We start from the raw sequence: 12,261 nt of genomic DNA, 5'->3' as shown, positions 1-12,261 counted from the left end.
TTAGCGGGCAGGCCGCGCGAATTCCAGCTTGCCTGCGATGAGGTAGGTCATGTTGAGGAGGTTCCGGGTAGTGCGGTAGCCCCGCGCCTTGGCCTTCGCAGCCTGGATCAACGAGTTGATGCCTTCCCGGAGTCCGTTCGTGTAGCCGCTCCGGAACCATCTCAGGATACCCAATGCGTGATCCGCCAGGGTGCGGCGTTTGGCCGAGATGCTGGGCATCCTGCCTGAACGCCAAACCAGGCATTCTATCCGGGGGGCAAAAGCAGCGAGCCGCCATCGCACGGGCCATGGTCCGGCACCCCCGGCTGATCCTCGCCGATGAGCCCACGGCGCCCCTGGACTGGTACACAGGGCGGAATGTCATTGGGGAGCTGTCCACCATCGCCTGGGCCGAGGAGATGACCGTGGTGATTGTGACCCATGAATCGAGGGCGAGCGCCTTGTGGCTCCTACCCGCTGATCAGCACCTTCATCCCATCCTTGAAGAGGACATCCACCTTCTTGGCATTCCGGTGCTGGACCTTGCCCAGGCCGAAGGTGGGGTGGTCGATCCACATGCCTTCTTCCCATCGCTCCTTGATGCTGTAGGGCTTGGCCTGTGAGCCGGCCTGCTCCTCGATCATGAGCTGGTGGAACTGATTGGGGGAGGGGGCCGTGGGCTTGATGGGGGCAGCGGCTACGCCAGCCCTGGGAGTCCGCACTGCCCTGGAGGCAGGCTCGGCCTTGGAGGGGCGCTCCGCCCGGAACTTGTGCACGGACTTGCAGGCCATGCAGATGAGCTTTTCTGGAACCCCATCGGTCACGGACATGACCCTGTGCCTCGTTTCACCCTTGCAGCGCCCGCAGGGTGCATCCAGTTCCATGCCCGCATAGTACGACTTTGCCATAGCTTCCAGTGTGCATCAAAGACGGCCTCCAGGCGAGGGGGGGCAGGCATTTCTTGGGCTGGAATCGACTGGAATAAGGGGCGGCGATCTGAAAATCTGTTTGATAGCGGCCCCTTGTGGGCCTGAATGCATGCGGATTGGGCTAATCTCGAACGATGCGTGGAGGCTTCATGCCGCAGGTGGGCATCATCGGATTCGGGCACTTCGGGCGGGCCTTCGGGACCGTGATGGAGGAGGTGGGGTATACCTATCTGGCCTATGATCCCTATGCCGATGTGCCGGAGGCCCTGCGTGCCGTGAGCCTGCGGGATCTGGCAGAGCGTTGCTCATGCATCGCGCTGGCGGTGCCCGTGGCGGCCATGGACGCTGTTCTCCGGGAGCTGAGGCCCCTGCTTGGACCCGATCACCTGATCTTCGACGTGTGCAGCGTGAAGACGGTTCCCTGCCGCCAGATGGACGAGATTCTCGGGGAGATCCCCCACGTGGGCACCCATCCCCTCTTCGGCCCCAAGAGCCTGGCCCGTGCCGAGCGCCCCTTCCGCACGGTGCTCTGCCCCTCGCCCCAGCATCCCGCAGCGGCGGATCGGGTAAGGGACCTCTTCCTGGCCCTGGGTTTCCTGGTGGTGGATCAGACCCCTGAGGACCACGATCGGGTCATGGCCCAGACCCATGCCCTCACCTTCTTCCTGGCCAAGGGGCTGCTGGAGGTGGGCTGTGGCGGCGATCTTCCCTTCTCTCCCCCCTCCTTCCACGCCATTGCCCTCACCCTTGATTCGGTGCGGGAGGACGCTGGGCACCTCTTCACGGCCATCCAGAACGAGAACCCCTTCGCCAGGGCCAGCCGAGAGCACTTTCTCGAGGCCCTCCAGGACATCCATCGGGAGGTGGAGGAGGCTGCCAGGAGCGGATCGGAAGAGGCCGAGAAGGCCCTGGCCATTCCTGATCTGGGGTCCAGGAGCCCAGAGCTTCAGGAGGCCCGGGACCTCATCGACCAGTTCGACCGGACCCTGGTGACCCTCCTGGGACGCCGTCTGGAGATGAGCCGCAAGGCTGGCCGCGCCAAGGCCAAGCTGGGAGCCCCCATCCTGGACCCCGCCCGGGAGGAGTCACTCATGGCGGTTCGGCGCACTTGGGCCCAGGAGGCGGGGCTGGACCCCGATGCGGTCGAGGAGCTTTTCCGGGGCATCCTGCGGGTATCCCGGCGCACCCAGGGGGATGGGAAGCCTTGAGACTGCCCGCTCGCCTCTTTCTAGCCATTGGCCTGCTCGTGGTTCCGGTCCGGGCGATCGGAATGCCTGGGGAAGCCTCTGCTGTTCCTTGCGATACCTGCCTTCCGGGCGTCACGAACTTCGCCAGGCTGGACAATGGCCTTTGGCGGGGGGCCCAGCCCACAGCCGCAGGCTTCAAGGCCCTGAAGGCCGCTGGTGTGAAGACTATCGTGAGCCTCCGCCACGATCAGGACGACGCGCCCCTCCTCAAGGGCACCGGGCTGCGCTACCTGCGGATCCCCTCCCGTGCCTGGCGTCTTAGGGAGGAGAATCTTGCGCTCTTCCTGAAGGTCATGGCGAATCCCGCGAATCAACCGGTCTTCGTGCACTGCGCCGAAGGGCGTGACCGGACGGGCTACAACGTGGCCGCGTACCGAATGGTGGTTCAGGGCTGGAACTCCGATGCCGCCATAGGGGAGATGGAGCGCTTCCATTTCAACAAGGTCTGGATCCTGAACCCCGGGGATCTGCGACGCCTGGATCTGTCCCGGCTCCGGGAGAGGGTGAAGGCTGTTCCTGAACCCACCCTGGTCACGGTGCCGTGAAGGCCTGGGGAGGCCTGCTGCTGGCTGGGCTGCTGGCCTGCCAGTCCGGTGCTTCCAGGATGAAGCCCTTTCCCCTGCTCATGCTTTGGGCCTGGGAGAGCCCGCAGGATCTGCGATCTCTGCCTCCTGGGGTCGGGGTCGCCTTCCTGGCTGCGGAATACCGCCTCCAGGGGGCGGCGGTGCGGGTTCAGGGGAGGAGGAATCCCCTGCGGGTCGGGCCGGGCACCCCCCTCATGGCCGTCGCTCGCATCGAGACAGAAAATCCGAGCCTGGACGAGACCCAGCGGCGGGTGCTGCGCTATCGGCTGCTGGAACTGGTCCGCTTGCCCGGCGTCCAGGGGTTCCAGATCGACTTCGATGCCCGCAGCAGCGAACGGGGCTTCTACCGCAGTCTGCTTGAGGAGTTGCGTCGGGACTTGCCCCCCGACATGCCCCTGGTCATGACGGCCCTGGCCTCCTGGTGCCTGGATGATCCCTGGATCAGCAGCCTTCCCGTGGATGAGCGGGTGCCCATGCTCTTCCGCATGGGCCGGGAGGGAGACTCCGTGCATCGGAGGCTCGACCAGGGCCGGGACTTCATCCCCGAGGCCCGCACGGCCCTGGGGCTCAGCACCGATGAACCCTGGCCAAGGCTGCCCAGGGGCCGAAGGGTCTACCTCTTTCATCCCGGGGCATGGGACACTCATCTCCTTGTGAACCTGAAGGAGCGTTTGCCGTGAGAGTCCTGCGTCCCGCCCTGGTTGCCGCCCTGGTGGCGCTTTCGGCCCAACCCTGCGGCCCCTCCCTGACCCGCACCTGTCTGGTGCCATCCTCCACCCCCGATTGCTCACCTGCGGACTGGGTGGCTGGGCGCATGGGACTGGTGCTGCCCAGCTACCACTCGCCCTATCTGGCATTGGCTTTCCGGTGGTGGAGTGGGCCCGGGATGGACGCTGAGGAGCAGGCCGGAGCGCTCGGTTTCTGGGAAGAGCCAGGGGCCGAGACTGGCGAATCCTATGACACCCTGCGGGACAAGGTCCTGCCTACCCCTCCTCCGGAACAGCTGGCCCAGGGGGCCCAGAATTGGCAGCTGCGGGACAAGGTGAGCTCCGAGGCCATGGCCTACGCCGGGCTCACCCTCGGGAAGCGGGTGAAGGCCTTCGGGATGGCGCACCCTGGAATCAAGGCCTGGGTGGCGGCCCAGGATCTGGCCTTTCGGGGCCAGATGCCCCCGGAGCCGGAGGCCGGTCTGCCGGAGGTGATGAAGAAGGATCGGGCCTACCAGCGAGGGGCCTCACTCTACTATGCTGGCCACTCCCAGGAGGCCCGGGAGGCCTTTCTTTCCATCGGTCGGGATGCGGCCTCTCCCCACAGTGGCCTGGCGCGCTACATGGCCCTGCGGCTTGCGGAGCCAGGCGAGGACTTTGACCGTGAGGCGAAGGCTCTCGAGAAGGATCCCCTCTGGCGTCTGGACGCTCACCGTCTGAAAGAGAAGCTCAGTCCACCTTGGGGCGATCTGGGTGGCTGCCAGCGCCTGATGGCGGAACGGATCATGGCGTCCGGCCGGGGCTTCCGCCTGGGGGAGGATCTGCGGAACCTCGCCTTCACCTACAACGCCGGGGTGGATGCCCTGGCCAAGAGCGAGGGGCCGCAGGAACTCGGCCTTCTGGGCTGGATCCAGGCCATGCGCTCCGACGGCCCGGAGCGGGCCATCGCGGGTTTCGACGCCAGCCAGGGCAGGGGGGCCATCCCCTGGCTGGCGGCGGTGCTGGTGAAGATCGACGCTAAGCACCCCCGTTGCGGGGAGTTCCTGGAGAAGGCCCGAACCATGAAGGTGCCTTCCTCCGCCTATGCCACCTTCACGGTACACCGGGCACGGCTCCTCCTCGGGCAGGGGCGTCTCCAGGCGGCGGGCTCCCTGGTGGATGAGGCCCTGGCCCGCCCCGGTATGGACAGGATGGCCTCCACCCGCAACATTCTGCTGGGGCAGCGGATGAGTCTTTGCAAGGACTTTGGGGACTTCCTTGCTCTCCTGGGGCGCACGGTGACCGCCACCGAATATGACTGGGGGGGCTCGGATGGCCTGGTCCGCCCCGGAGGCAAAATTCCCAGGCTCGATGCCCTGGACCCGGCGGCGGTGGACGCCTTCAACTTCGAGCTGCCCCTGGCCCTCTGGCAGTCGGCCCACGACCACCCCATCTTCCCGAAGGAGCTTCACCCTGACCTGGCTCAGGCGCTGTTCGTCCGCTCGGTGCTCCTGAACCAGGAGGCTGCGGCCCTGGCTCTGGTGGACGAACTTGCCAAGGTCGAGCCGAAGGATGCCCAGGGGCTCCAGGCCTGCCGTGCCGAACAGGATCCCCGCCGACGCCGCTTCCTGGTCTCCCAGTTTCTCTGGGACCGGCAATGGGTGCCCTTTCTGAAGCAGTCCCGGGAGGACCAGTACGAATACCGGACCACGTGGTGGGGAACCCCGCCAAAGCTGGGGGCCCATGGGCTGGTGGGGCGACCCTTCCAGCCCGGTTTCCTGACGCCGGAACAGCGGCGCCAGGCCCTCCTGGAGACCCAGTCCCTGGCTCATCAGGCTCCCCTCAGCTACTTCTGCCGGGAGGCCCTGGCCTTCGCCGAGGCTTTCCCCAGGGACCCCCAGGCCGCCGAAGGGCTTTCCCGGGCCGTGCGGGCCTCCCGGGCTGCCTACCGGGATAAGGCCAGCGATGCGCTGCTGCTGAAGGCCTTCCGGCTGCTCCACAAGGCCTATCCGGATTCGGAAGCTGCCAGGCGTGCCAAGGTTTATCACTAGGTGCTTATCTCGGATGATGCGATCTGCGACGGTCCGGCTGGACTTCGCTGCAACAAGCCTCCAGGTCCTGGCTTAAACCTTTTGCTATTGCAGATACGGCAAGAGGTTGAAGCTTGGCACGGCTCTTGAGATCCGGATGGCAGTGGCGTGGACCTCCCAAGCCCATCTGGAGCTGTCATGAATCTCAAACCCGCTGCCTTCGCCCTTCTCCTCCTGGCTCTGCCGGCCATGGCCCGCCCCTGTGAGGGGGATCGGTGGGAGCATTCCCGAGGCCATGTCCATGAGCAGCGGGATGATCGGGATTACCGCCCCCGCCGCATGGCCCCCCTGTGGTCCCGGGGCCATTACCGCCCCCGCTATGAACGGGAACAGGAGCTCCTGGTGGTGCACCCTGAGGCCCGCTTTGCAGCCCCCAGGGATCGTCCCCGGATCAGCCTCTGGATCGGGTTCTGAACAAACGCCCTTCCTTTTAACCGCCCCATTTGGGCTTGCAGGAGAATCACATGAACTTCAGGCACATCATCCTCACATCCATTGGAACGCTGATGCTCGGCGGCGCCCTGGTGGCCCAGGAACCCCCAAAGCCCCCCACCCCCTCCCAGACCACGACTCCCCGTCGCGAGGCCCGCATCGAGCGCCGTTCCGAGCGCCAGCAGGGACGCATTGAGCAGGGGGTGAAGAGCGGTCAGGTGACTCCCCGTGAAGGTGCCCGCCTGGAGCGCCAGGAAGCGAGGGTCAACCAGGACATCGCCAGGGCCGAGGCCGATGGCAAGGTGACCCGGCGCGAGGCGGGCCGCATCCAGCGCAAGCAGAATCGCACGAGCCGCCACATCCAGCGCCAGAAGCACGATGCCCAGGTCGTGAAGTAGGGCTGAGACTGGAGGCTTTGTCGTTCCAGGCTCCCTTGCCATGATGGTGGGAGCCCAGGGAGCGCCAATGCCTGATCCACGCCAGTCTGCCGTTGGCCTGACAAGCCCCTGGGCTCCGGGTCCGTGGATACAATTCGACGCCCTCCTGGACCGGATCACAGGGCAGTACGACCATCAGAACCGTAGCATTCCGATCTTCAACGAACTGCTGGTGGCGAGGCTCTGCCAGCAGGGTCTCATGTCCGGGATACTCCTCAGCATCGATGCCTTTGTGGAGCGTCCCGAGCTTCTGGATCGGAGTGTTTCGGATGTCTTCGTGGCCTGTACCGTGGACCATTGGTACACCGACGCCTTCCTGGACAGCTGGGCCAAGGTCCGCAAGCGTTATGCGTGCAAGGTCCTGATCACCCTGGAGCCGATTTTTACGCCACTTTCGATGCATTTCTCCGAGGAGAGCAATGCCCGGGAGCGCCACGAACGTTTCCTCAGGGCCTTTGACCCGGACATCATCCTCTACAATAGCTCCGTGGACTGTGAGGCCTACAGGCGTCTAGGCCTCGGGAGGGCCATCCCCCTGTCCTTCATCCAGGCGGATCCCATGGAACTGGCCTGCGCCCCCCTGTCCTGGGATCAGAAGCATCCGGCGATCCTTTTCGCGGGCCAGCCCAGTGCCTGGGAGGAGGCCAAGCCCGAATACCAAGGCTGGTCCCGGGCCCACCAAGTATCGGTTGTGGCCCAACAGGCCCCCCTGCCTCTGTACGCCATCCACGAGCAGTTCACGCACCGGGCCTGCTACGACCTCGCCAACCTCTTCCGTTTTCAGCTCTGCCCCCGCTCCGGCTATGCCTTTCATCCTCCTCGGGTCATCCAGAGCGCGCTTGTGGGAAGCATTCCCGTCATCCTGCTGAACCGGGATCTCGAGGAGCAGCTGCATCTGGAGTGTCCGCTGCTCCGGGAGGACCACAACTGCCTGGTGGGTTACGATGGGGAGTATGAGGAGCTTTTCCGCAAGCTGAAGGACGAGGACCTCTGCCGTTCCATCGCTTCCCATCTTCCGGAACTCCTTGGCATGGGGACCTTTGAGGACTCCATGCGCGCCGCCGCGGCTGCCATCCGCGGGGTGCTTGAGGCTTCCGGCGCCCTGGAACGCCCTGCAGAACGGCCTTCCCTGGGAATGCCCCCTCCCGGTTTCTGGGAAAAGCTGCTCTGGGCAGTGTGGCCAGGGTACGGAAAAAGGCGCCGCCGCGAGCGAAGGCGCCTTGCGACCGGCAGGGTCGGATGGCCTGAATACGACGGCGCCATCGCCTGGGGGCATCGCGAGGATCGGCCCATTGTCTTTGCCCCGCCTCCCCATGGGTCCGATCCCCTCCTCCTGCGGAAGGCCCTACTGGAGGGAGAGGGCGAGGGTCTTCCCCTGCTCGCCCCCTACCAGCCCTGACCAGGGCAGCTCGCTGCGCAGCAGGATCCTGATCGGGTTCAGTGGGGTCTCCAGGGGGGTAAAGCCGAAGGCACTGGGGGCCTCCTCGAAGTGCTGGAAGAGATCCCTGTCCCGGCGGCGGAAGCGCACCCGCATGGCGTCATCCACGACGATGACATCGGGCCTGGCGGCCAGGCAGGCCTCGAAGGTCTGGAAGTCCTGGGCCAGCAATTGCCTGGCCTTCCATTTGGCGTAAAGGGCGATTCCGCAGGGGGTGGAAAGTACGGTCGTCTCCCGTTCGCCTGGAGGCTTCAGCTGGTTGAGCACCTGGACAACGTTCGCATCCGGGGTGGCGGGCCACGCCTGCCCGGAATGGGCCGGGGGATGGAACCAGTGTCCGGCACCGGACCTGGAGGGGAGGAGCAGGAGGAACGCTGCGGATGCGAGGACCGGCACCCAGGTCGGAGGCTTCCAAGTCAGGCGCTGGGACCAGCCCATGGCCGCGAGTACGGCGATGGCTGCGACCACAGGGGCCAGGTGGTGGGGGCGCGGCCTGACGAGGACGATGCCCGAAAGGAAGGCCACCGTGATGGCTCCGGCAACCACTGCTGCCGCGATGAACCGTTGTCTCACCTCTGGGTCCTGTGCGCTTCGGATCCGCCTCAGGGCCAGCACCACGCCCGCGATGATCCCCAGGGTGATGAGGATGCCCTGATACCTCTCACGGGCATTCGGAGGAGAGATGGGGGAGCGTGAGAGGCGGGGCGCAAGGGCAGGGACTCCCGTGGACGCCGTGGCCTTCAGGTTCTCCTTGACGTGCCAGGCGAAGGCTCTTGGATTGTTCAGGGCGGCCTGGCGAGGGCTCTTGGCATTCCCGAAGATGGGCTTAAGGACCATCTCCCAATCCGGGAAGGGATCGAAGTCCCCGCCGAAGGATTCCTTGAGGTTCAAGGCGAAGTGCTGGCCGAAGGCCAGGAAGGATCGGGGCTTGTCGATGGGGGACCGGAAGATCCAGCACATGAGGAAGAAGGGGAGCACTGCAAGCGCCGCCCTGGGCAGGGCCTTCCGGATGGGGAGGGCTTCAACCCCAAGGGCGAGGAGGGTGCTGAAGAAGAGCACCACGAAGGCCACGAGCATCTCGGGGCGGGCGAAGGGAAGGAGGCCCACCAGGGCCGTGGCCGCCACGAGACCGCTCGAAAGCCGTTTGGCGCGGATGGCCAGTCCCATGGCCACCATGACCAGGGCTGAGGTGAAGACCGGGACATAGGGCCAGCCTGGATCCAAGGCCCTTGCTACCGAGAGCCAGATCATGCCCAGGACCAGGAGCCAGGTCTTCATCCGGGCGGTCCTGGCCACCAGCCACCAGGCCAGAAGGTTGAAGCCCAGGAGAATCGGAAGGCAGGCCCGGTATTGCAGGAGCGCGCTGGAGGTGAAGCAGCCCAGGAGGGCGTACCAGCTGGAGTAGAGGGGCCCCCAGGCATGGGGGATGATCCCCCGGTGGATCCCCATGCCCTGCGAAATGTAAATGAATTCGTCCCACATCCCCAGATCCTCGACCTGGGACCTTCCCACCGTCCTGGCCAGGACCAGCAGCAGCACCAGGAGGAGCAGGGCGAGGGGTGGGACGAGACGGCGCAGGCGCATCAGGCGTTCGCCAGCTTCAGGGTGCCGTTCTCTCTGCGGACGCTGTGGCTGATGCCACAGTAGGCTGCGCAGCTTCGCATCTTCGTCCGGATGTCCTCCGAGGATTCCCAGAAGCGACGGAGGGCGCCTGGCCCATCCATGGGGACGGATCGGAACTGGTTGGAGAAACACAGTCTGGCGTTGCCCTGGAGGTCCACCATGATGTTGCGATCGTAGGAGTTGCAGATCGGGCGATCCGTGCCCCTGGATATCCGCCAGCCCTGGATAGCATTGCGGTTCTTCTGGATGCTCCGGTGGTACATCAGCACATCCTCCACCCAGCGGGGGTTGAGTCCCAGGCCGAACTTCCCATCGCAGTCCCTGAGGATGCGGCCCAGATTCTCCGGGTCCGCGATGGTGTTCTGGGCGAAGAAGGCATCCTGGAATTCAGACCCGAGGGGGCCGAAGGTGGGCTGGAGGAAATTGAGCTTGAGTTTGTCCGCCCCGAGTTCCCGGAGGACAAAGGGGTAGAAGGCCTCCAGGTCCCGGTAGTTCTGCTCACAGATGATGGCCATGACGTAGATGCGGTTGGAGAGTTCCAGGTTCTTCCGGGCCTGGAGGAGGAGCTTCAGTGCTTGGACCGCCCAATCCCAAGAGCCCAGGACCCCCCTGGTGCCATCGTGGATCTCCGGCTTGAAGTGGTTGAGGGAGACGGTGATCTCATGGGGGCCATCCAGCAGCAGGCGTTCCGCCATGGCCAGATCCCGGATGGGGGAGCCGTTGGTCACCGAGAGGCAGCGCAGCCCCAGGCGGCGGCAGCTTGCGGTCACATCGAAATAGGCCTCCTTCGCCAGGAGGGTCTCTCCCCCGCAGATGACGACGGTACCCCGAGGGCTCAGGTCGGCGTAATCCTCCAGGATCTGTCTGCGATGCTCGATGGTAATGGCGTAGGAGGCCTCTTTGGGGGCCGCCCAGTACATGCAGGTGCGGCACCGAAGGTTGCATTCCCTGTTGATATCCACAAAGAGGAAAGCGGGCGGCGCTACTGGGGTCATTTTTCCATCCGTTTGACTTCCAGGATTTCTCCCTGGGTGTCTTCCATCAAGCGCTGGAAGGCTGGATCGTTGCGCAATAGGTCCTCGGGGCGCTGAGAGCTGCCGTCCTCGAAGGTGATGACCATGCGGGTCAGGCCCGGGAGCACCTGTCGGAGGGCCTCCAGCAGGTGGGGGTTGGCGTGCTCCCGCTCCAGGTCCTGGACCGTGTTGCGGACATTGGGGGGGAAGAACCAGTGCAGGGTTCCCCCCTCCAGGCGCAGGTTCGTGGCCATGTGGGGCAGGGCCCCCAGGGTACGGGGCAGTCCGCCCGGGGCAGCCTTGAGGGCCTCGCTCACGCCTCGGCGCAGGCTTTCCAGGTTTCCCGCATTGGCGACGGGCTGGAGCCTGGGCGCGCTTGGCGCCGACGCTGGAGCAGGGGTTCCGGGCCGTGGGGTCTGGGGATCCGCCGCCCGGGAGGCGGTCCCCGGCTCAGGGCGGGGGGGAGGGGCCGGACGGGTCTGGGGGGCACTGGGGGCCGGTGCTGGGGCTCCACGGCCCAGGGCGTCCAGGGGTGTGAGGTGGGGAAGCTGGGAGGCCGTCACGAGGGCCAGCTCCACCACCACCTGGGGCAGGCTGGTCTCCCGGAGATCCCGTTCCCGCTGGAGGAGGAGGTGGAGCATCCGGGCGAGGCGCATGATGTCCTGGGGGCCGGGGTTGCGCCGGACCTCTGACTCCAGGCGGTCCCGGAAGGCCACCATGAGCTCGCGCCAGAGGCTGATCCAGTCGGTGCCCAGATCCGCCAGAGCCTGGCACTGGTCCAGGATGGCGGAGCTGTCACCAGCCAGCAGGGCTTCCAGGATGGCCTGGACCCGCACTGCCGGAACGATGCCGAGCTGCTCCCGGACGATGTCCTCCATCACCCGTCCGTCTCCGGCGGCGATGACCCGGTCGAGGGTGGTGAGGGCGTCGCGCATGGAGCCCTGGCCCGCTTCGGCCAGGAGGCGGAGGGAGCCTTCGTCGAAGGTCACGCCCTCGGATTCGCATACCTGCTTGAGGCGGGATTCGATGAGCCCCACGGGGATGAGGCGGAAGGGGAAGATCTGCACCCGGCTCTTGATGGTGTCCGGCACGTCCTGGAGTTCCGTCGTCGCCAGCACGAAGATCGCGTGGGCCGGGGGCTCCTCCAGGATCTTGAGGAGGGCGTCGAAGGCGCTCCGGCTCATCATGTGGACTTCGTCAATGATGTAGACGCGGTAGCGGCAGAAGGCCGGGCGGGTCTGGACCTGCTCCCGCAGGGCCCGGGCGTCCTCGACGCTGGCGCGGCTGGCGGCGTCGATCTCGACGATGTCCAGGTTCCGGTCCGGCTGCTCGGCGGATACACAGGCATCACAGACCCCGCAAGGGGTGGCGGTGGGGCCTTCGACACAGTTCAAGGCCCGGGCCAGGATGCGGGCCGAGGAGGTCTTTCCAGTGCCCCGGACTCCTGCGAAGAGGAATGCCTGATGGTTGATGCTACCGGATTCCTTGGCGCGGCGCAGGGCGTTGGACAGGGCCCGGACGCTGGCCTCCTGGCCCACGAGGTCCGAGAGCGTGCGGGGGCGATACTTGAGGGCAAGGGTGTTCATGGGAGGACCAGTGTAACGCATGGCCGTTCCGTCCCCGCAGGGGGTGGGTCGGCCATTTTTCTTTTCCCGTGCTCCGGTGTTTGTGTCTGATTTATTCTAATGTTGCGATTAGTGTAAATTCTGCAGTATTAATTAAATATCTAATTAACAAACTTGATGTGTAAAAATGTCGAATCAGGTGGGTGTTATTTATGAATTAATATTAAATATGGCCATT

General features: G+C 65.4%; 12 protein-coding genes and 1 pseudogene. 8 read left to right on the top strand and 5 right to left on the bottom strand.

Features of this window, described 5'->3' with window-relative positions; all coding sequences use genetic code 11:
• Complete coding sequence (locus tag HOLFODRAFT_RS0207260) at positions 1-240, bottom strand: transposase (RefSeq protein WP_280113202.1); 240 nt, start codon at positions 238-240, stop codon at positions 1-3.
• Between HOLFODRAFT_RS0207260 and HOLFODRAFT_RS25495 the strand changes: the two are divergent.
• Positions 174-320 (top strand): annotated as a pseudogene (locus HOLFODRAFT_RS25495) (ATP-binding cassette domain-containing protein); the annotation flags it as partial. The gene HOLFODRAFT_RS0207260 and the pseudogene HOLFODRAFT_RS25495 sit on opposite strands and share 67 nt — an antisense overlap.
• A 129-nt stretch (positions 321-449) precedes the next feature.
• Here the strand turns inward: HOLFODRAFT_RS25495 and HOLFODRAFT_RS25250 are convergent.
• On the bottom strand, positions 450-887 hold the full coding sequence (locus HOLFODRAFT_RS25250) for a hypothetical protein (RefSeq protein ID WP_026939130.1): 438 nt from the start codon (positions 885-887) through the stop codon (positions 450-452).
• A gap of 170 nt (positions 888-1,057) precedes the next feature.
• On the opposite strand from HOLFODRAFT_RS25250, the gene HOLFODRAFT_RS0207250 reads away from it, so the two are divergent.
• The 7 genes from HOLFODRAFT_RS0207250 to HOLFODRAFT_RS0207220 all read left to right on the top strand — a co-directional run bounded on the left by HOLFODRAFT_RS0207250 (position 1,058) and on the right by HOLFODRAFT_RS0207220 (position 7,783).
• Positions 1,058-2,116 carry a prephenate dehydrogenase/arogenate dehydrogenase family protein gene (locus tag HOLFODRAFT_RS0207250; RefSeq protein WP_005035597.1) on the top strand — a complete coding sequence of 353 codons (1,059 nt, stop codon included), beginning with the start codon at positions 1,058-1,060 and terminating at the stop codon, positions 2,114-2,116.
• A complete protein-coding gene (locus HOLFODRAFT_RS19930) occupies positions 2,113-2,700 on the top strand; it encodes a fused DSP-PTPase phosphatase/NAD kinase-like protein (protein WP_005035598.1) in 588 nt (195 codons plus the stop codon). The genes HOLFODRAFT_RS0207250 and HOLFODRAFT_RS19930 overlap by 4 nt, the downstream gene beginning before the upstream one ends.
• Positions 2,697-3,419, top strand: a complete 723-nt coding sequence (locus tag HOLFODRAFT_RS19925) for a DUF3142 domain-containing protein (RefSeq protein ID WP_005035601.1) — start codon at positions 2,697-2,699, stop codon at positions 3,417-3,419. Before HOLFODRAFT_RS19930 ends, HOLFODRAFT_RS19925 begins: the two co-directional genes overlap by 4 nt.
• Positions 3,416-5,476: a hypothetical protein gene (locus HOLFODRAFT_RS0207235; RefSeq protein ID WP_005035603.1), complete on the top strand. Its 2,061-nt coding sequence runs from the start codon at positions 3,416-3,418 to the stop codon at positions 5,474-5,476. Before HOLFODRAFT_RS19925 ends, HOLFODRAFT_RS0207235 begins: the two co-directional genes overlap by 4 nt.
• 177 nt (positions 5,477-5,653) lie before the next feature.
• Positions 5,654-5,929 carry a hypothetical protein gene (locus HOLFODRAFT_RS0207230; protein WP_005035605.1) on the top strand — a complete coding sequence of 92 codons (276 nt, stop codon included), beginning with the start codon at positions 5,654-5,656 and terminating at the stop codon, positions 5,927-5,929.
• A 50-nt stretch (positions 5,930-5,979) separates the two neighbouring features.
• A complete protein-coding gene (locus tag HOLFODRAFT_RS0207225; protein ID WP_005035608.1) occupies positions 5,980-6,345 on the top strand; it encodes a hypothetical protein in 366 nt (121 codons plus the stop codon).
• A 67-nt stretch (positions 6,346-6,412) separates the two neighbouring features.
• On the top strand, positions 6,413-7,783 hold the full coding sequence (locus HOLFODRAFT_RS0207220; protein ID WP_005035610.1) for a hypothetical protein: 1,371 nt from the start codon (positions 6,413-6,415) through the stop codon (positions 7,781-7,783).
• On the opposite strand, the gene HOLFODRAFT_RS25060 is transcribed toward HOLFODRAFT_RS0207220, so the two are convergent.
• Genes HOLFODRAFT_RS25060 through dnaX form a run of 3 tightly spaced genes read right to left on the bottom strand, consistent with a single transcriptional unit; the run spans position 7,730 to position 12,065 of the window.
• On the bottom strand, positions 7,730-9,406 hold the full coding sequence (locus HOLFODRAFT_RS25060; protein WP_005035613.1) for a hypothetical protein: 1,677 nt from the start codon (positions 9,404-9,406) through the stop codon (positions 7,730-7,732). The two genes, HOLFODRAFT_RS0207220 and HOLFODRAFT_RS25060, sit on opposite strands and share 54 nt — an antisense overlap.
• Positions 9,406-10,440 (bottom strand): radical SAM protein, encoded by a 1,035-nt coding sequence (locus HOLFODRAFT_RS25055; protein WP_005035614.1) that lies wholly within the window; start codon positions 10,438-10,440, stop codon positions 9,406-9,408. Before HOLFODRAFT_RS25055 ends, HOLFODRAFT_RS25060 begins: the two co-directional genes overlap by 1 nt.
• Entirely contained in the window at positions 10,437-12,065 is a 1,629-nt protein-coding gene (gene dnaX / locus HOLFODRAFT_RS19910; RefSeq protein ID WP_005035616.1) for a DNA polymerase III subunit gamma/tau, read from the bottom strand. The genes HOLFODRAFT_RS25055 and dnaX overlap by 4 nt, the downstream gene beginning before the upstream one ends.
• Positions 12,066-12,261: the final 196 nt, after the last annotated feature.

The organism is Holophaga foetida DSM 6591, assembly GCF_000242615.2.
Taxonomy (GTDB): Bacteria; Acidobacteriota; Holophagae; order Holophagales; family Holophagaceae; genus Holophaga; species Holophaga foetida.
The sequence above is the reverse complement of the archived record's forward strand: the minus strand, read 5'-3'. Positions and strand labels throughout refer to the sequence as shown.

Coding starts and splice junctions, on each gene's coding strand:
- HOLFODRAFT_RS25250 (WP_026939130.1), bottom strand. CDS start 887: ATGGCAAAGTCGTACTATGCGGGCATGGAACTGGATGCACCCTGCGGG.
- HOLFODRAFT_RS0207250 (WP_005035597.1), top strand. CDS start 1,058: ATGCCGCAGGTGGGCATCATCGGATTCGGGCACTTCGGGCGGGCCTTC.
- HOLFODRAFT_RS0207230 (WP_005035605.1), top strand. CDS start 5,654: ATGAATCTCAAACCCGCTGCCTTCGCCCTTCTCCTCCTGGCTCTGCCG.
- HOLFODRAFT_RS0207225 (WP_005035608.1), top strand. CDS start 5,980: ATGAACTTCAGGCACATCATCCTCACATCCATTGGAACGCTGATGCTC.
- HOLFODRAFT_RS0207220 (WP_005035610.1), top strand. CDS start 6,413: ATGCCTGATCCACGCCAGTCTGCCGTTGGCCTGACAAGCCCCTGGGCT.
- HOLFODRAFT_RS25060 (WP_005035613.1), bottom strand. CDS start 9,406: ATGCGCCTGCGCCGTCTCGTCCCACCCCTCGCCCTGCTCCTCCTGGTG.
- HOLFODRAFT_RS25055 (WP_005035614.1), bottom strand. CDS start 10,440: ATGACCCCAGTAGCGCCGCCCGCTTTCCTCTTTGTGGATATCAACAGG.
- dnaX (WP_005035616.1), bottom strand. CDS start 12,065: ATGCGTTACACTGGTCCTCCCATGAACACCCTTGCCCTCAAGTATCGC.